Annotated in this window: 14 protein-coding genes and 3 pseudogenes; 10 read left to right on the top strand and 7 right to left on the bottom strand. The window is 70.0% G+C overall.

The genetic code is table 11. The features are described 5' to 3' along the window. Positions 1-673: 673 nt before the first annotated feature. Entirely contained in the window at positions 674-1,438 is a 765-nt protein-coding gene (locus tag ACH427_RS31710) for a hypothetical protein (protein WP_398875178.1), read from the bottom strand. Positions 1,439-2,020: 582 nt separating this feature from the next. Here ACH427_RS31710 and ACH427_RS31705 point away from each other — a divergent pair. Next, positions 2,021-2,689 (top strand): hypothetical protein, encoded by a 669-nt coding sequence (locus ACH427_RS31705; RefSeq protein ID WP_398875176.1) that lies wholly within the window; start codon positions 2,021-2,023, stop codon positions 2,687-2,689. Between the two features lie 281 nt (positions 2,690-2,970). Here ACH427_RS31705 and ACH427_RS31700 read toward each other — a convergent pair whose 3' ends face one another. Then, positions 2,971-4,080: an FAD-dependent oxidoreductase gene (locus ACH427_RS31700; RefSeq protein WP_398875174.1), complete on the bottom strand. Its 1,110-nt coding sequence runs from the start codon at positions 4,078-4,080 to the stop codon at positions 2,971-2,973. A gap of 123 nt (positions 4,081-4,203) precedes the next feature. On the opposite strand from ACH427_RS31700, the gene ACH427_RS31695 reads away from it, so the two are divergent. Both ACH427_RS31695 and ACH427_RS31690 read left to right on the top strand, forming a co-directional pair. After that, positions 4,204-4,797: a TetR/AcrR family transcriptional regulator gene (locus ACH427_RS31695; RefSeq protein WP_398875171.1), complete on the top strand. Its 594-nt coding sequence runs from the start codon at positions 4,204-4,206 to the stop codon at positions 4,795-4,797. Between the two features lie 255 nt (positions 4,798-5,052). Beyond that, complete coding sequence (locus ACH427_RS31690; protein ID WP_398875169.1) at positions 5,053-5,757, top strand: Clp protease N-terminal domain-containing protein; 705 nt, start codon at positions 5,053-5,055, stop codon at positions 5,755-5,757. 142 nt (positions 5,758-5,899) lie between these two features. Here the strand turns inward: ACH427_RS31690 and ACH427_RS31685 are convergent, their stop codons facing one another. Further along, positions 5,900-7,480: an IucA/IucC family protein gene (locus ACH427_RS31685; RefSeq protein WP_398875167.1), complete on the bottom strand. Its 1,581-nt coding sequence runs from the start codon at positions 7,478-7,480 to the stop codon at positions 5,900-5,902. A gap of 41 nt (positions 7,481-7,521) precedes the next feature. Between ACH427_RS31685 and ACH427_RS31680 the strand changes: the two genes are divergently transcribed. The 4 genes and pseudogenes from ACH427_RS31680 to ACH427_RS31665 all read left to right on the top strand — a co-directional run bounded on the left by ACH427_RS31680 (position 7,522) and on the right by ACH427_RS31665 (position 11,430). Continuing rightward, a complete protein-coding gene (locus ACH427_RS31680) occupies positions 7,522-9,021 on the top strand; it encodes an IucA/IucC family protein (protein WP_398875165.1) in 1,500 nt (499 codons plus the stop codon). 491 nt (positions 9,022-9,512) lie between these two features. Further along, positions 9,513-9,674, top strand: a pseudogene (locus ACH427_RS31675) (hydrogenase expression/formation protein HypE); the annotation flags it as partial. Between the two features lie 417 nt (positions 9,675-10,091). Further along, positions 10,092-11,156, top strand: coding sequence for an alpha/beta fold hydrolase (locus ACH427_RS31670; RefSeq protein WP_398875163.1), 1,065 nt, complete (start codon positions 10,092-10,094; stop codon positions 11,154-11,156). Between the two features lie 88 nt (positions 11,157-11,244). After that, positions 11,245-11,430: a hypothetical protein gene (locus ACH427_RS31665; RefSeq protein WP_398875162.1), complete on the top strand. Its 186-nt coding sequence runs from the start codon at positions 11,245-11,247 to the stop codon at positions 11,428-11,430. 335 nt (positions 11,431-11,765) lie between these two features. Here the strand turns inward: ACH427_RS31665 and ACH427_RS31660 are convergent, their stop codons facing one another. Continuing rightward, positions 11,766-12,389 (bottom strand): GNAT family N-acetyltransferase, encoded by a 624-nt coding sequence (locus tag ACH427_RS31660; RefSeq protein ID WP_398875160.1) that lies wholly within the window; start codon positions 12,387-12,389, stop codon positions 11,766-11,768. Between the two features lie 239 nt (positions 12,390-12,628). Between ACH427_RS31660 and ACH427_RS31655 the strand changes: the two genes are divergently transcribed. After that, on the top strand, positions 12,629-13,189 hold the full coding sequence (locus tag ACH427_RS31655) for a CGNR zinc finger domain-containing protein (protein ID WP_398875158.1): 561 nt from the start codon (positions 12,629-12,631) through the stop codon (positions 13,187-13,189). A 126-nt stretch (positions 13,190-13,315) separates the two neighbouring features. On the opposite strand, the gene ACH427_RS31650 is transcribed toward ACH427_RS31655, so the two are convergent. Beyond that, positions 13,316-13,681 (bottom strand): hypothetical protein, encoded by a 366-nt coding sequence (locus ACH427_RS31650; protein WP_398875156.1) that lies wholly within the window; start codon positions 13,679-13,681, stop codon positions 13,316-13,318. Between the two features lie 365 nt (positions 13,682-14,046). Between ACH427_RS31650 and ACH427_RS31645 the strand changes: the two are divergent. Both ACH427_RS31645 and ACH427_RS31640 read left to right on the top strand, forming a co-directional pair. Further along, positions 14,047-14,821: pseudogene (locus tag ACH427_RS31645) on the top strand (LysR family substrate-binding domain-containing protein); the annotation flags it as partial. Positions 14,822-15,142: 321 nt separating this feature from the next. Then, the gene (locus tag ACH427_RS31640) at positions 15,143-15,352 is read left to right on the top strand and encodes a hypothetical protein (protein ID WP_398875154.1); all 210 of its coding nucleotides are present in this window, start codon (positions 15,143-15,145) and stop codon (positions 15,350-15,352) included. 61 nt (positions 15,353-15,413) lie between these two features. Here ACH427_RS31640 and ACH427_RS31635 read toward each other — a convergent pair whose 3' ends face one another. Next, positions 15,414-16,301, bottom strand: coding sequence for a methyltransferase domain-containing protein (locus ACH427_RS31635; protein ID WP_398875152.1), 888 nt, complete (start codon positions 16,299-16,301; stop codon positions 15,414-15,416). Positions 16,302-17,085: 784 nt separating this feature from the next. After that, a pseudogene (locus tag ACH427_RS31630) lies at positions 17,086-17,271 on the bottom strand (ABC transporter ATP-binding protein); the annotation flags it as partial. Between the last annotated feature and the right edge of the window lie 94 nt (positions 17,272-17,365).

Genomic DNA, 17,365 nt, shown 5'->3' with positions numbered 1-17,365 from the left:
GGCACCGCGGGATCCGGCGTCACCGCGGCTCTGGCGGCTTGGGAGGAGGCGTACCGCGTGACCTCCCATGAGTCGTATTGGGAGATCAAGGCACAGGCGGAGCGCCAGTCCCCCGCCGTGTCGCCGGACGGCCACTGGCCACCGCGCGGCCACGACGCGACGCGGGCGGATGTGAGCAACCGGAAGCCTCTTCCCAGGCGCTCTCATCGAGGCCGTACGATCCTTCGGCGCCTGGCACGGCGGATGCGTGCCAGGCCGGCGGAGTAGGTCAGGGTGAGGGTACGCCTGGGCGGAGCGCCGCCGGGGCGGGCGGGGCGGGGGCGGAGTCCGGCAGGACGGCGCGCCGTCGGCGCTTTCGTGTCATGTTCCTTGTCTTTCCCGCCTGTTGTGGGGTCAGTCGCGCGGGGTGAGCAGGATGACGGCTGCCGAGTACGGGGCGAGCGAGGTCGGGGCCAGCCCGCGGTGGGAGCCGTGTCGCCCTGACACCAGCCGAGCGTGCGCTGCACGCGGTACGCGCCGGGCAGGTCGAGGTGGAACCGCTGGGCGTGCCGCGGGTCCTTGTTGACGACGATCACCGCGAGGGTGTCGTCGGCCCGGCGGATCGCGTGCGCGCCGAGGGTGGGGCCGGCGGAGGAGGTGGCCAGGGTCTTCCCGCCGCCCTTGAGCGCGGTGGTCAACAGCTTCTTGGTGTGGAACGGTGCGAACGGGGTCCCGGCCGGGGGGGTCGCACGGCTGCGATCCGGACCAGTCGGCCGGGCTCGTTCGTCTTCGCCGGGTCGTACGGGAAGAGCTCGATGCCGACGCGGATGTCCGGGTCGACAGCCTTCATGGCCTTCGCGTATTCGATGCTGTTGTGGGCGTATGCCTGCGGTGACTTGTCGGGATGCGCGTCGGGCTCGCGGACCCGCGAGTTCTGCCCGAGCGGGGTCGGCCCCGCCGGCTTGTTCCAGCCGTTGAGGTAGTTCTCCTTGCCGATGACCCAGTCGCGGACGTGGTGGCGGTGGGTCACGTTCGCGTAGCGCACCCAGTCGGCGGCCGCCCGCGGGTCGCCCGGTTCGGGAGCGCTGTCGGTGCTGGGGTGCTCCTTGGTGTCGGTCGGCCCCGTCCCGTAGTTGACGTGCACCATCATGCGGGCGCCCGCGGGCCGGGCGGTCCGCGCGAACTGGTCGAAGGTGAAGCGCGGGGTGAGCTTCTCGTACCCCACGCCGTTCGGGCCGTTGTACGGGCCGTACGGATCGGGGCTGAGCCAGCCTCCGTGGTCGAAGTGGTAGAGGTCGGTGGGCCCGCCCGCGTTGAACGACAGCGTGGTGATGCCCGTTTCACGGATCAGCCGCGGTGTGTCGCTCCGCATGAGATTCGGCTCCCAGAAGGGGGTGTTGACGCCGACGGCGTCGGCCGGGATATCGGCTGTGACCCGTCCGTTGACCGTGACGCTCACCCCGGGTGGTGTCCTGGCCTGGGCAGCCGGGCGAGGGCAGTCCCGGCGAGGACGACGGTACTGGCGGCCAGGGCGATGGCTCGCTTCGACATGGTGAGCTCCTTTGTCGTGACGGGCGGCTGATATGCCGTCAGTTTTCGGAGCGCGGGGCCGGGGCGGCAGAAGAGTTCGTTCCTGATGAGCGATGACAGTTGTCACACGGCATGCGCCGATGCGGGCCTGAGCGCATGGGCCGAGGTGCCGGCAGGCGCTCGGAGCGGCGCAGCTGATGTCCAACGGGGCCGCGGGCGTCCTTCCGGCGCGTTCTCGGAAGCAGGGCCGTCAAGAACCGGTTGCATCTCGACGTGCGGGCCGAAACCGGGCCCGTGGATGAAGAACGCCTTGCCGCGCCTGAAGCCGAGTGCGCGCGGCGGATCGGCCCGAGAGCCGTCCCGCCGATGGTGGTTGACCATTGCATTACTACTTTACTTTTTCTTGGTGGTTTTGTCAGGACGTATGGACGAGCCTCTTCGCAACACACGGTGACGAATCCGGAGTGACGGATTCTCGCCGTTCTCTCGTCCTATGAAGGGGAGTTGTCCGGTGAAGGAGACCAACAGACGTCGCCACGTCGGTCGAATAGCCGCGCTGTCCGTGGCGGCGGCAGGCGTCCTGGCGTCGATGACCCTGCCGGCGCAGGCGGCCGACGGCATGTCCGCGGACCAGATCATGGCCGACTGCGCGTCCGGTGTCGGCAAGTGCACATTCAACGACCCCAAGATCGGCAAGGCGTTCCTGGGGAACCAACGGCGGGTCTCCGACGAGCTGCACAACTGCAGCAGTTCGGATGCGACACAGACCTTGAGCTGGTCCGACACAGTGGGTTCGAGTGACAGCGCCGGCGTGACCATCAGCGCCGGCGGAAAGATCGCGGGCATCATCGACGTCAGCGTCCAGGCGTCCTACAGCCACACCTGGTCGAGTTCGCACTCCGAGACCAGTTCACTGACCGTGACGGTCAAGCCGGGCGAGGTCGGCTGGGTCTCCCGCGCCCAGGCGATGCAGAACATCTCGGGCACCTGGCAGACCCACTACGACTCCCCCAAGGCGGGCCACTACTACTGGTACCTCCCGGACACCGTCACCGGCCCCGCCCCCAACGGGACCGACGGTGTGCACAACGCGGTCGTCGTGAAGACGCGCCCCATGACGGCGACCGAGAAGAAGTCCTGCACCACCCGGCAGGTGAAGGCCTTCCGGGTAGCGCGCTGACGCGTACTCACGCACCACCGGCGGTGACACCGCCGACCCTCTGACCGGCCGCGCAGCCCACTCCCCTGTCGCCGCGCGGTCGAACCGGCCCGGCCCGCCGACCCGAGCTCCCCGCAGGGCGAGCCGGGCCGCCCCACTCGACATCCACCGAGGCAAGCCCCGCCCTGCTCGTGCGGTCGCCACCGCCCGGCACGCACCCAACGCCCGCATCCACCTCGACCCCCTCGGTGGCGATCGCCGGAGAGCGCACGTGACCGACGCGGGCCCGGGGGCGGCGCGGCTCAGGGGGCTATCGCGGGAACGAGGTGGTCGAGTCCCTGCGCACTGGCCGTCGCGGCCTCGATCGAGCGCGGCAGCATGACGCTCTCGTAGGCGCGGACGGCGTCGTCGGTGCGGGATTCGGCGACGAGTGCGCGGGCGAGGTCGGCGCCGTCGAGCATGGCGAGATTGGCGCCCAGCCCGACCGGGGGCATCAGGTGCGCGGCATCGCCGAGCAGCGTGACGCCGGGAACGTGCTCCCAGGTGTGCGAGGCGGGCAGGACGAACAGGGACCGGTTGACGAATCCGTTGTCGCCGTTGCGCAGGATGTAGCGCAGGCTCTCGTCCCAGCCGTCGAACATCATCAGCAGGTGCCTCCGCACGGCCCGCTCATCACCGAGGTCGATGCCGGCGGCCACGTGCCAGTCCTGCGGCGCGCGGAGCGCGATGTAGGCGCGGATGTGGCCGTTGCTGTTGCGCTGGGCGACCAAGGACATGCCAGCGCCCTTCACGAGCATCGATCCGTTGCCGACCAGCCGCGCGAGGTCGGGATGGCGGGTGTCGCAGTGGTCGAATCCGGTCTCGATGAAGGTGACACCGGTGTAGCCGGGTACGGCGTGCGACAGGGCCGGACGGACGCGTGACCAGGCGCCGTCGGCACCGATCACCAGGTCGAAGTCCTCGGCGGTGCCGTCAGCGAAGAGCAGCCGGCAGGTGCCGTCCGCCAGTGGGGTCACCCCGCTGACAGCGCGGTCCCACCGCACCGTGCCCCCGGTGATCGAGTCCAGGAGCAGACCGCGCAGTTGGCCTCGGTCGATCTCCGGCCGGGTGTCGGAGGCGGAAGGCCCCTGCTGTGCCAGGGGGGCGGCGGTAGCGAAGTCGAGCACGCGCCACTCATCCCCTTCGGGGCGGGCGAGGGCGTGGAACCGGTCGAGCAGCCCCGCCGCGCGCAGGGCGGCCTGGCCGGTGTCGGCATGCAGGTCGAGGGTGCCGCCCTGCGGGCGGGCAGCGGCGGATGCCTCGCGTTCGAAGACCGTGACGGCGCGTCCGTGTTGCTGCAGGACTCGGGCGCAGGTGAGGCCGCCGAGGCCGGCGCCGACGATCGCGATGCGGGGATCACGGACGGAGTTCATGGGAGTGCCCCTCGGGAGGTGGTGAGTCGCCGGGTTGCCCGGCATCCCCAAGAAAGCACATCCACTAAATAAGTGCAATGACTACACTTTCGTAGTGGATGCACTTCGGGGTAGGGTGCACGAGTGACCGAACCGACCGGGCGCCGCGAGCGCAAGAAGGCCCAGACCCGCCAGTCCCTGGCAGACGCCGCACTTGAGCTCTTCCTCGAGCGCGGCTACGACCAGGTCGGCGTCAAAGACGTCGCCGACGCCGCCGACGTCTCGGTGACCACCCTGTTCAAGCACTTCTCCGGCAAGGAAGCCCTGGTCTTCGATCAGGCCGACGACCTGGAGGCAGCCCTCGTCGCCGCCGTACGCGAGCGCGCCCCGGGCCAGTCGATCCCGCAGGCGTTGCGCGAGTACCTCCTGCTCAAGCAGACACAGCTCGCGGTTCACGCCGCGGACCCGCGGTTCGCCGACTTCACGCGCATGGTGCAGGAGACTCCCGCGCTGCGCGACTATGCCCACCGCATGTGGACGCGCCACGAAGAGGCCCTGACGAGGGCCATCGCCGAGGCCGCGGGCGCACCCGAGGACGATGTCAGCTGCGCCGCCCTGGCCCGCTTCGCTCTTGAGGCCCGCGGCCTCATCCTGCAGCACCCCGAACCGCGCCGAGCCGCCGACGAAATCTTCGCGCTCCTCGAACACGGGTGGGCGGCCGCCCACCCGGACCGATAGGGGCCCGGTGCGCGCCTTCGAGAGGACCGGCTTGACCAGCCGTCAGTGCAGCACGACGCTCGGCAGACGGACAGACAGATCACATCCACTCGACACCCAACCGCCGAGCCGCACCACGCAAGTTCGACGCGCTTCGGCAGGCCATGATCAGGGTCGACTGCCCACCGAACCATCCCGCGAAGGCACTGGAAGCAACCCGGAAGCAATCGTCAATTACCGGTTGACGACGAATGATCGTCAACTTAAAGTTGACGCATGAGTCCACTCGACATCAGCCTCGCCGACCTGATCGCCCGGCTCGACGAGGAACTCCCCGACGCCGACGAACTGGCCCGCATCAGCGAGGCGCGCCTCCGCGCCCAGACACTGGCCGACCTCGGTGACCAACTCATCGACCACTACGTCAGCAAGGCCAAGCAGACCGGCGCGTCATGGACCGAGATCGGCGCCGCCATCGGCGTGTCCAAACAGGCCGCCCAGCAACGCCACACCCCCGCCGCGTTCGAGCGCTTCACCAACCTGAACCGGCACAGCATCGTCCTCGCGCAGGAAGCCGCCCGGACGCACAAGCACGACTTCATCGGCACCGAACACATGCTGCTCGGCCTCCTCGGCGAACCGCGGGGCCTGGCATACAAGGTGCTGGTGGCGGCATCCGGGTCGGAGCAGCGCATCCGCGACGCGATCGGGGAAGCGATGCCGCCGGCCGGGCAGAAGGCACCGCGGGGTCACATCGCGTTCCGGCCGGAGAGCAAGGAGGCCATCGAGCAGGCACGCCGCGCGTCGGCCGACCTCGGCCACGACTGGGTCGGCACCGAACACACCCTGCTGGGCCTGATCCGCACCGAGGAGAGCCCGGCCGCGCGGATCCTGCGCGGCCTCGGATTCACGTCGGACGAGCTGCACGAGACGGTCAAGACCGAGATCACCGAACGGCTCGCCGCGCGTGACAAGCAATAACGAAACGATCAGTCACCACGAATAACCGGACCGCCCGACACGGCCTCCCCATCCGACACGGGGCGGTGCACTCGCACCGCCCCCACCACGTGGCCCACGGCAGATTCCACGGCGTCCCCGAGCACATCGCGCCTACCCCTTTTCACGTCGCCGCGGCTGGACCGCTCGTACGCCAACTCGGTGCGCGGGTCGGGTATCCGGCCACCAGCGGATTGAGGACTGGCAGATAGCAGGGGTCGGTACCGCTGGCACCGATCCAGCGCGAGAGAAGATTCGCTTTGGCCGGGACCGTCGGCGCCGCGAGGAGGGTGAGGGCCTCGGGGAAGCCGCGTTCTTTGTCGTACCGCTCGAACTCCCGCCGCGCCGCAGGCCACAGCACCTCGGCAGCGCCGGGAAAGCGGTGTTCGAGAGCGTTGGCGATCTCGCTGAGATTGTTCACGACGAGGCAGTACACGAGGCGCTGCCAGGCCGCCTCCCTCGGCACCTCGGGGATGGTCTTGGCCCCCTCGGTGTCGCGGAAGACGGCCTGGACGGGAGTGCCGTCCGTATCGACGGCGATCAGTGTGTTCTGCAAGTGGCACTCGACCGCCACGCCGTGCCGGGCATACGCCTCCAGCACAGGCGGGACGACCTGACGCAGATAGGCCGACCACCAGGGCAGCGGGTCGATGAGGCGGTCAAGGGGATTGCCGTCGAAGCCATCGGTGAGCGCGGCGGCCAGCACCGCGGTGGCGCCCGGCACCACGTGCCCGTCCAGACCGTCGCGGACCAGGACCGGGAAGGTCTCGTCGAGGCCGCGCACCGTGCGGTGTCCGCGTTCGCTCAGCCAGGCCGCGGGCCCTTCCATGGCCTCGAAGGCGGCGCTGACCAGCGGGTCGGTGCGGCGCACATGACGCAGTTCGTGCCGCCGCATCCGTCGGATGTCGTTGGTGATCTGCACCTCCAGGCTGAACTTCAGGAACAGGTCACCGACCCGACTCGCGCCCTCGGACCTCCGGGGGACGTGGACCGTGCGCACCGAGGAAGTGGCTTCGGCCTTCCAGGGCGTGGTGCCCAGCCGGACCAGGCGGCCCTCGGCGAAGGCGGTGCGCACGGCCGGCAGGCGGTGGGTGAGGTCGAGCTGCCAGGGATGGGCGGGCAGCAGGCGGTAGCCGGGCGGAGCCTGGCCCAGCGCGTCGAGAGCGCGGGTGTCACCGTCGTCGATCACCGCGTCCTCGCGCACACCCAGGAGCACGAGCGGGAAGCGGGCGTACGCCTCGGGGGCGTAGCGCAGCCAGGCGGCGGGCGGGCCGCCGCCGCTGCGGGACTTGGGGGCCGGATGAAAGGGGTGGCCCATCACCAGGGCCTGCTCCGAGCGCAGCCACACATCGTCGGGTGGGGTGGCGCGGGCCCGGGCGGCCAGGATGGCCTCCACGGCCACGCGGCCGGCGGTCACCTCGGCGACCAGGGCGGAGTTGGCGAAGCCGGTGGCGGCGCGCATCTCGCGGGCGGTGAGGCCGAGGAGCTCCGCGTGGCGCAGGCGGTGCCAGATCACGCCGGTCCACAGTTCGGGCGAGGAGGGCCGGTGGCCGGTGCGCACCCGGAGCAGCCGGCCGCCGGCGCGCAGGCGGTGGACGGCCTGGCCGGCGGACGGCTCCCAGGCCGGTTCGGCGGCCTCTCGGAGCAGGCAGTTGATCAGCGGCGCGATGGACAGGACGTCGGCTGCTCGGGATAAGTCATGCATCGCCCTCAGTATGTGTGGAACGCGTCCGCGTGCGGTAGGAGATGCGCGTGTGCGGTACCGTCGCGGAGCGGGAGCTGGAACGTCAACTTAGCGCCATTAGACCGGAGTTGACCGACACCTATCTGACCTCCCTGCCCGGGGCACGAGCCGCGGCACTGGCACGGTTGTGGCGGGGGCTGGTCCACGAGCCACTCCCCTGGGTCGCCGGCCGTACCAGCGGGCGTGACGGCGTCACGCTGCGGCTGGCGGACGGGCGGCAGCTGCACGGCCCGGCCTCGGACCCCTGGGCGACGGGGACGGCGATCGCCTCCCTTGAGCTGGACGGCCGCCCGTACGAGCATCCGGCCCGGCTGGTGACGGCCCTGGCCGTGCCCGGCGGTCAGCGCTTCTCCGCCGAACTCGACCACAGCACCGCCTCGTTGGCGCTGTCGCGCACCGCCCCTGCCCCTCCTGAGCCACCCGCGGCGCCGTGGGAGTGGGAGCAGCGGTCGCCCGACGGACATCCCTACCACCCCACCTGCCGGTCCCGCCCGGGCTTCTCGGCCGCCGAACAACTGGCGTACGCACCGGAGCACCGGCCGGTGGTCACCCTGCGTCTCGCGCCGGTCTCCGGCGCCACGGTGCGCGGCCCGTGGCCGGCGGAACTGCGCGACGGCCACCTCACACTGATCCCGGTGCACCCCTGGCAGGCCGAGCACACCCTGGACGGCCGGACGCTGCTTCCCGGGCCGGCGGCCCATCCGCTGCTGTCCCTGCGCACGCTCGACCTCGGGCAGAACCTGCACGTCAAGACGGCGTTGAGCACCCAGCTCACCTCCGCGGTGCGGGACATCTCCGCGTATTCGGTGGAGAACGCCGTGATCACCTCCGAGGTCGCCGAAGCCGTCGCGGGACGTCTGGGTGGCCGATTGCACCTCACCCGGACCCTGTCGGCGGCCGGAGCGGACACACCGGATCTCGCGGCGGTGCTACGGGAGTCTCCGTACGGATATGCCGGGACCGGCGAGCAGGTGGTGCCCGTGGCGGAACTGCCCGCGCACTTCGCACCACTCCCCCACAGCGAGCGGCGGAACCGCATCATCGAGTTCGCGCACCTCGCCCTCGGCGTCTGCCTGGACCTGCTGGACCTCGGGGTGGCCTTGGAGGCACACGGGCAGAACCTCCTCGCCGTTCTCGACCGGGAGGGCCGGGCCCGGCGACTGGTCTACCGCGACCTCGCCGACATCCGCATCAGCCCCGCCCGGCTGGCCCGCCACGGGTTCCCGCCGCCTCCGCTGACCGGCCGGCTGCTGAACGACGAACCCGCCGTCCTCCGCCGCAAGGTCTTCAGCTGCCTGGTCACAGGCGCGCTGGGCCCACTGGCCGGAAGCGCCCAAGCCCTGGGCACGATCCTCCAGACCGCCACCCGGGACCTCCCCCGGACCCCCGACCTGCGGGCCCTCATGACGGAGCGGCTACCGGCGAAGGCACTGACCTTGAAGCAGCTGGATCCGAAAAGCGAGCAATGGGCGCTACTGCCCAACCCGGCCTTGCTCGGCTGAATCCAGGGCGTACCTGACGGGTCGTCGCCCTGCGGGCCGCGCCTGCCGGCTGTCGCGGCGGGGCCCGACTCCGCTCAGTGCCATGTCACTTGCCGGATGGCCAAAACGTCTTCGGCAGCGGCAGACGCCAGGTGCGTGCCGGGGCGCAGAAGAGTGGTCTGGGGCCGCCAGTGCGAGTTGCCGTCGAGCGGGCCGGCCCATGCCGCGGGGCGTCGGCGAAGGGCTCGAAACCCTCCACGACCTCGGTTGCCGGTGGGGCGCGCGGGGAACCAGGGGCGGGCGCGTAGCGCCGGGCGTAGTACGGCTCGCGCAGCAAGAGCCTGGACTGCCAGGCTGACCAGGGGCGCGGGAGCGGATGCCGGGTGACGCGGAAGACGAACCATCCGACGCATACCGGCCGTTCATGGAAGCAGCGGTCATGGAGGGTCCCGGAAGCGGAGCGACGCACGGCACGGGGCGCCGATGAGGCCCGGATGCGCCCGCTCGGCCAGGCCCCCTCGGCCATGCGCTCCCTGCCGGAGGGCAGCGGAGCCGCCCGGATCGGCGAGGTGGTGCCCGGCGGCCGCCCCGGCCGGGTCGTCATGCGGACACTGGTCGGGGCCCGGCGCGTGGTCGGCATGCCGCTCGGCGAGCAATTGCCCCGCATCCGCTGAGATCACCACGCGCCGTCCAGCCGTACGTACGGACAGCCCCGCCCCTCCGACGTCATCGGGAGGCCCGGCCGGGGCGGACCACTGTCGTCCGGCCCCGGTCCGCCTCCTCAGCCCTGGAGATGCTCCGCGACGAAGCCGAGCACCGGACTCCACTGCGCTGCCCGGACCGCGCTCGACGGCAGGTCGGCCGGAGGACGTCGGGGCTCCTTGCCTCTGACTTCTGGACGACTCTGATCGCCAATCACCTCTGACGTGTGCCAACTTGACGTGCATCACCTGTTTGACCGGTGACGTCCGCTGTGCCACAGTCGTCTGGCACGCTCACGGAGGACGTCAGGACCTGAGTGAGCGTGAGGTCTCCTGCGAGGCGCGGACCGTTCGCAGGCCCGGCACTTCGAGACGCGCGGAGGGCTTCACATGATCAACAGGCGTACGCCCGGCAAGACTCCCGGCCTGAGTGCCGGTGGCGCGGTCGCCGCACCCCTGGCAGGGCCTTCGGGACCGGCACACGCCTCGGCCGCGACAGGGCAGCGGGCGGATGCGACCGCCGCACCCACGACCGGTCCCCACGGACACACCGCGTTTCCTTCGCTCAAGAAGATCAGAGCCGGCCTGCTGGAGATCGGCTACGCCGAGATGGGGCCGTCCCACGGGACGCCGGTCATCTGTCTGCACGGCTGGCCGTACGACATCCACAGCTTCGTCGACGTCGCGCCCCTGCTGGCGGCCGAGGGTTACCGAGTGATCGTTCCGTATCTGCGCGGCCACGGCACGACGCGCTTCATCTCGCCACAGACCTTCAGAAACGGCCAGCAGTCGGCCCTCGCCCTCGACACCATCGCCCTGATGGACGCGCTGGGCCTGGAGAACGCGGTGCTCGCCGGATTCGACTGGGGAGGGCGGACCGCCGACGTCATCGCGGCACTGTGGCCCGAGCGCTGCAAGGCCCTGGTGTCGGCGGGTGGTTATCTCGTCATCAACCTGGAGGCGAACCTCCAGCCCCTGCCGCCGGCGACCGAGCACGCCTGGTGGTACCAGTACTACTTCGCCACGGAGCGGGGCCGGATCGCCATGGAGGACCGGGCCAAGCGGCACGACCTGACCCGGCTGGTCTGGGACACCGTCTCCCCGACATGGGATTTCGACGACGCCACCTTCGAGCGCACGGCCACCGCCTTCGAGAACCCGGACTATGCCGCCATCGTCGTCCATAACTACCGCTGGCGCCTGAGCCTCGCCGAAGGCGAACAGCGCTACGACACGTACGAGAAGAGGCTCGCCACCCGGCCGGTCATCACCGCGCCGACGGTGACGCTCGACGCCGAGCTCGACCCGTTCACGGTTCCGGGCCACGGGACCGCGTACCGGGACCGGTTCTCGGGCCCCTACGACCACCGGATCCTGAAGGGCATCGGCCACAACCTGCCGCAGGAGGCACCCGAGGCATTCGCCCAGGCCGTCATCGACACGGCGCGCCTCTGACAACTCACCAATTGCGTGACAAACGCGCACACATACTGAAGCGACCAGAGAGCCGGGGAACGCGCCCGGCCGCCCAGGAAACGGGAGGATGACGATGCGGGACCACAGCGACGCGGCGGTGCGCCATGCACGGTTCGGCGCACTGCCCGAGCGGATCGCCTACGAGGACATGGTCGAGGTGAAGGCAGCCGCGCCGAGGGATCCGGAACAGGACAGCGGCGATCCCGGGGCACGGAACCTCCTCACCTGCGTAGCGCTGGACCTGGTGCTCTGATCGCGCCCGCCGCCGAGCGGGGGCCGACGCGGTACCGCTGAGCACCTTGGGACTGCCGCACGAGGCGGACCTGGGCAAGCCGGTGGGACGCTTCACCGGTCGGGCGGCGCCATCGGCCCGCGCCGGCGCTCTTACCGCGCGACGAGCCGACGATTCATCTCTCCCCGCGCCTGTGCGAAGCGCGGACGCGGTCTGTCGCGCCTCTCGCGACCCGGCTGCCCGCCGATGGGGCCGAGCCAGGGCACCTACAGCAGGCTCTCCCAACGAGACCGTGCCATGAACTCGACCGGCGGGGGGTGCGTGCACCGGCCCCCCAGTCGGCCGACGTTCCTGCCTCAGGGACGGTAGACGCACTCCGCCAGCGTGGTGTGCTTCTTCCAGCCCAGCGTCTCGTACAGCGCACGTCCGGCGTCGGTCGCGCCAAGAACGCCGAGAGCCGCGCCCTGGTCCACGGCGTGGTCGGCGAGCGTACGCATGACGAAGTTACCCAGCCCGCGCCGCCGATGGGCCTCCCCGGTCGCCACCCGGTCCACCACCACGGCCTCCCCGAGAAGCGCCATCTGCCCCTGGGCGGCCTGCTCGCCCGTCGAGTCCAGCACCCGTACGTGGACGACGGCGCCGACGGTCTCCACGGTCGCGGTGTACCCCTCAGGTGCGACCGGGTCCGAAGTCGCGAGGTCAATGGCCATCAGATGCCCGGTGTCCTCCCAGGCCACCACCCACCCCTGCGACAGCCAGGGTTCGATCTCCTCCGGCTCCGCGGGCATCTTCATCCAGGTCCGCGGCACGTTCACCGAGGCAGCGGCGCTGCGGACCGACAGCTCGTCAACTTCCGGCAGGACATGGCGTCCCCTTTCGACGGGGTTGTCGGCCACCTCGATGTAGAAACCCCAGGGCATGGCGACCGGCGGAGGAGTCCGCCGTGACACCGCCCAGCCCGCCACCCAGGTCCTGACCATGTCCGCGACCATCAAGCCCTCCGAAACCGTAACCGTATGACCAGTCGAGTAATAGGCATTGCCGAGCGGCGCACATTACCCTCCCTTGTGGTGTGCGGCATCTGATTTACCGGCACCCCATGCTCGCTGCGCGGCGGCGCCGGTCAGGCAGCGAGATCCGGCCGAACGCTACGGAGTGCGGACCGAGGTGACAGCTGACGCTCCTTGCGAGCGCCATAGTCACCCGTCAGGATGGTGACGTGAACGTGAACCATGCCTTTGTGTGCGGCAATCCGGCGCTGGACTTCGTGGGCACGCTCCGCGCGCGGCGCACGGCGCGATTCGAGATGTTCTCGGCGCCGGGCCGCCTGGACGCGTGGTACGTGGAGTCCGGCATGGTCGACTCCGTCTCCCCCGCCCGGCAGGCCGACGTGGTGCGGGCGACGACCGTACGGGAGGCCGTCTATCAGCTGATCACGGCCCGACGCCTCGGCACGGCCTTCGACGACGAGGCACTGGCCGTGCTCAACGACGCCGCCCGCAAGGCTCCCGCGGCACCACAGCTGACCCACGCCGGCCGCTGGACGGCGGCAACGCAGCGAGAGGCGCTGTCCACCGTCGCCCGGCACGCGGTGGAACTGCTGAGCGGCCCGGACGTACCCCTGCTCAAGGAGTGCGACAACCCCGAGTGCACCCGCGTCTACATCGACCGCTCGCGCGGCAGCCGCCGCCAGTGGTGCGGCATGGAGTCCTGCGGCAACAAGATCAAGGCGGCGGCGTACCGGGCTCGCAGGAAGACGGCTGTCATCTCCGCGGGGTGAAGGCGGGGCCCGGCGTCGTGCGGTCCGGCATTGTCGCTCTCCCTTACAGGGAGTCGTGGAAGCCAAAGACTTCAGGGCTCCCACGACTCTTGTCACTGCCCTTTCACCCGCCGGGCGGGTTCGCTGTCAGACCGCGCGGAAGCTCATGCGCGGTGGCTGGTCCAGCCAGTTGAGGAGGTCATTGGCCGGCACCGAGAGCGCGTAACCTGTGCAGTCGGTGGTGGCGTACATGTCGAGTCTCTTGTCGGTGAAGTTGACCACTCCGTAAGCAGGGAGCGGGAGCGTGACGCATTCCGAGCCGGGGTTGGCGTACCACGCCGTCTTCCCTTCAAAGGGCGTCTGGTAGAAGCACGCGGATCCGGTGACGCAGACCGGTTCGCCCGGCTGCCGGGTGACGGGGCCGTCTGCCAGCGCGGGGGCGGCGAATAGCGTCATCGAGAGTGCCGACGCCGAGAGACCGGTCGTGAGGATGGATATGACGCGAAGACCCATGACTACCTCCGTGAAGTCGAGCAGCAAGGCGCTTTGTGCGGGTGCGGGCTTCCCTGGCATGCCAGGAGGTGGTTCCCCGGAAGTCGCGGAATCTGCGCTGCTCTTCGGTGACGGACAGACATCTGGCAACCCGTGGAAGAACCACAGCACCACCGCACAAGCCAGTTCCCCGGCAGCATCGCCGGACGGACGGCCGACGATGGTTACATGCCCGCGAGCATTGCTTCCGGGAAGAGCGCGTCCCGGTGCTTCGCCGGGGAATGCGAGCACGCTATCAGGAGGCATCAACTCCCGTACCTCCAACAACACTTCAAGCCCGCCTCGCACCGAGTTTCTAACAGAATTGCTAGTCGGACTTGCGTCGGGCCCGAGGCGCGGCGCACGGCAGGGCGGCTATGGCAGCCGCACCGAGCCCGTTCACGGCGGCCTCGGTCGACGCGGCCAGGGCGGCGCGCGGCGAGACCGGACGGCTGCGCCTGGGGTTCATCGCCTCAGTGCTGCTCGAACCCCTGCCGGACGTCCTCGGCCGGTTCGGCCGCGAACGGCCCGCCGTGCGGCTGGAGCTGCACGAGATGGCGTCCAGCCGCAGCACGGCCGCGCTCGTCGCCGGCGAACTCGACGTCGCGATCGGCCTCGGCCGCCCGCGAGGCGTCGGGGCCGAGCGGTTGGTGTCGGTCCCGATCGGACACGACCACCTGATCGCGGTCGTGAGCAGCACGCTCCGTACGCGGGGCAGGCGTCGGTGGACGTGGGCCAACTGCGGCGGCAGCAGCTGATCGTGGCGCCGGGCGAGGACGAGCCCGACGTCGTCACCGGCCTGCGGACCCTGCTGGGCAAGGACTCCCCGGCGCGACCGTCGCGGCCGTCACAAGGGACATCCACACCATCATCGGCCTCGCTGCCTGCGGGATGGGCGTCGGTCTGGGACTCTCCCGCATGCTGACGGCCCCACGACGGGGCACGTGGTTCTGCGAGGTGACCTCGCACACGCCCCTGCCCGATCTGGTCCTGTCCTTCCAGGCCCGGGACCGCTCCCCGGCACTGGACGCCTTCCTCGACATCATCCGCCAGAACTGCCCCGAGGTCGGTGCCGCGCTCGACCTCCGACTTGGCCCACTCGGACCACTCGGACCACGATGAAGAAGGCGACGGCGCCGCGACTCCTATTCGATCTCGCCTCGCCGGACGAGTGCCGAGGAGTTCACCTCCGTTCCCGCGCTTCGGCACCGAGCTCCGCCGCACTGTCGGCACCCCGCACGAGGCTGAACCGCTGTGCAGCGCTGCCGCGGCAGGCCACGGACGCCCCGCCGGTGCGGGAGGGTCTGACCCGGGCGGAGTTCGACATCCCGGGCGCCCTGCGCCGCACGGGCCGGGAGCTGACGCCCGGGCCAGATCGCCCGGGAGACCTTCACCTCGGGGCCGCGGTCACCAAGCGGCCGTGGACCTTGGAGGAGCGCGCGCGTGGCCCGGCGATCCGACGATCGCGACCGCCGGGTCGTCCCGCCGACCAACGAAGGCCGGGAGCTCATCGACCGGCTCATCCCCCACCAGCTCCGCAATGAGCAGGAGCTGCTGGAAGGGCTGGGCACCGCCCGGCAGACGGAGCTCGCCGAGACCCTCGCGGGGCTGCTGGTGCTGGTGGAGGGACGGCTGGGCGGGCTACGGCCCTAGGGCATCCGGCGGGGTCAGGGCGGCTCCTGATCCATCGGCCGGGAGACGGCGGCCAGCGCCACTACGGCTTGCGGCCAAGGACCGTGACGGAGTCGAGCAGGTCGAGCTCCTGCCGGATCCGCTCCTTGTCGCTCCACTCCTTGACGAATTCCCGTGCGGCCTCAGGATGCAGTCTCTTCAGGGCGTCCGGGTCGTCGACCAAGCTCGTCCAGTAGCGGTACCAGCCCTCCCACGTCCGGTCGCGGATCGACGTCACGTCGACGTCGGTGAAACCGGCGTCGAGGAGCTCTCGGGCGTAGGTCTGCCGGTCGTACCAGTTGGCGTCGGGCACGCTGTACCTGTACAGGCTGAAGCGCGGGGACCTGAAGGTCCCGCGGGGGGTGTCACCGCTCAGCGGGATGGTGTCGACGGCGGCCAGGACGCCGCCAGGCTTCAGGACGCGCAGCGCCTCCTTGAGGAAGGCGCTGCGGGGATAAAAGTGCAAGGCGCTGTCGAGGGCGACGACGCGGTCGAACGCGCCTTCCTCGAAGGGAAGCTCAGTGGCACTGCCGACGCGGAAGTCGGTACGCTCCTGCAAGCCCTCCGACTCGGCCTGCGCGCAGGCGCCTTCGACGTGGCGGGGCGTCACTTCCAGTCCGTGGACCTTGTGGATCCGGTTTGCCCGTAACCAGGCCAAGTCCTGTTCGCCATAGCCGAACCCCACGTCGAGGACGGTGTGGGCCGGCTCGAAGCCCGCGATGTCGGCGAGCTTCAAGGCGAGGGCCTCACCGGCCCGGTCCGGGTCCTCGGTACCGTCCTCCCAGTAGCCGATGTTGATGTAGCGGGTGGACCTGTGCGCGAACTGCCGCTCAGGGTCGGCTAGTTCATAGAGCCTTCGGACGCGGTTGGTGGGATCGGACGTCGCGACCGCCTGGATCGCCTTGCCGATCGACTGCACTTTTCCCAGCATGACAACCTGCCCTTCGTAGGGATTCAGGAATTCGCGGCTGTTCGGCTGACCGCCGATCGCCAGAACACCACACTCCGTTTAGGGAAACCCCTAGTGCTCCAACTCCTGAGCTGCGTGTTTGGTAGTCGCATCGGCGTGTGATGGCCTGACGGCGCCTTGTCCAGGCCGACCAGGTCAGTGCGTGGGTGACGGAGTCGCGAATACCGGATCCAACTCAGCTGCCCAGAGAGCGACTTCAGTCACGCCCTCCATAACAGGACAACGACAACTGCCAGCTCAGGGGACGAACCACTGCTGCGGTACCAGGAGTTCCAAGATGCGGCTGTGCGGTGAAGTCCCGCTCCTCCACCCCGCCGTACATGAGGATCTGAACGCGTAAAGGCATCGGCTTGGTCTCCTTGACCGGCGCGGCGTCCACGGACGCCGATCGCCGACCTGCCCAGGAACTCGGCCGCGCCGTTCGGATAGTTTCCGTCCGTCCCCTACTCGTCTCCTTCCTCCGCAGCGGCGAACTGCCTGGTGTATAAGAGGGTCCCGAGCAGTACGGGCGGATGGGGAGTGCGCTGCGCGGTGGTTACGTGGCCCCCGGGCAGCGGAAGGTGATCTGGGGGTTCGCCATCGGTGCGCTCAGCCTCGGTGCGGGTGCTGTGGGGCTGAAGGGGTGCGAACCAGCGGGTGCCGCCCCTCGGCACGGCCCCGAGCCCGGCTTGGGCTCGGGACCGTGCCACGGAACCGGTGTCCGGACCAGGCGGGTGCCTGGACAAGGCCCGGTCGACGTGTCGGCTCACATCTCGGGGGCCGCCGTCTCCATCAGTTTGCCGCCGGTCAACCGCAGCCACCGGTTCACGCGGATGTTGTGGAGGAACCGCTCGTCGTGGCTGACCACCACAAAGGCTCCCTGGTAGGAGTTCAGGGCGCTTTCCAACTGGCCCGTGCTGACCAGGTCGAGGTTGTTCGTCGGCTCGTCAACTTGTTCCTTAACCTCGGCGGTCACCCTTTGGAGTGTTTGCAGGGTATGGGGCGGTCTTCCTCGTGATCCTGAACTCTGCGTTGTGATGAAGGAG

The sequence above is a fragment of the Streptomyces sp. NPDC020379 genome (assembly GCF_044387105.1).
Classification (GTDB): Bacteria; Actinomycetota; Actinomycetes; order Streptomycetales; family Streptomycetaceae; genus Streptomyces.
Note: the sequence above shows the minus strand (reverse complement) of the source record. Positions and strands in the feature narration are given on the sequence as shown.

What these genes read in the sequence shown, in the direction of transcription:
- ACH427_RS31670 (WP_398875163.1), top strand. Translation starts at nt 10,092, where the DNA reads ATGATCAACAGGCGTACGCCCGGCAAGACTCCCGGCCTGAGTGCCGGT.
- ACH427_RS31680 (WP_398875165.1), top strand. Translation starts at nt 7,522, where the DNA reads ATGCGCGTGTGCGGTACCGTCGCGGAGCGGGAGCTGGAACGTCAACTT.
- ACH427_RS31665 (WP_398875162.1), top strand. Translation starts at nt 11,245, where the DNA reads ATGACGATGCGGGACCACAGCGACGCGGCGGTGCGCCATGCACGGTTC.
- ACH427_RS31700 (WP_398875174.1), bottom strand. Translation starts at nt 4,080, where the DNA reads ATGAACTCCGTCCGTGATCCCCGCATCGCGATCGTCGGCGCCGGCCTC.
- ACH427_RS31685 (WP_398875167.1), bottom strand. Translation starts at nt 7,480, where the DNA reads ATGCATGACTTATCCCGAGCAGCCGACGTCCTGTCCATCGCGCCGCTG.
- ACH427_RS31690 (WP_398875169.1), top strand. Translation starts at nt 5,053, where the DNA reads ATGAGTCCACTCGACATCAGCCTCGCCGACCTGATCGCCCGGCTCGAC.
- ACH427_RS31650 (WP_398875156.1), bottom strand. Translation starts at nt 13,681, where the DNA reads ATGGGTCTTCGCGTCATATCCATCCTCACGACCGGTCTCTCGGCGTCG.
- ACH427_RS31660 (WP_398875160.1), bottom strand. Translation starts at nt 12,389, where the DNA reads ATGGTCAGGACCTGGGTGGCGGGCTGGGCGGTGTCACGGCGGACTCCT.
- ACH427_RS31635 (WP_398875152.1), bottom strand. Translation starts at nt 16,301, where the DNA reads ATGCTGGGAAAAGTGCAGTCGATCGGCAAGGCGATCCAGGCGGTCGCG.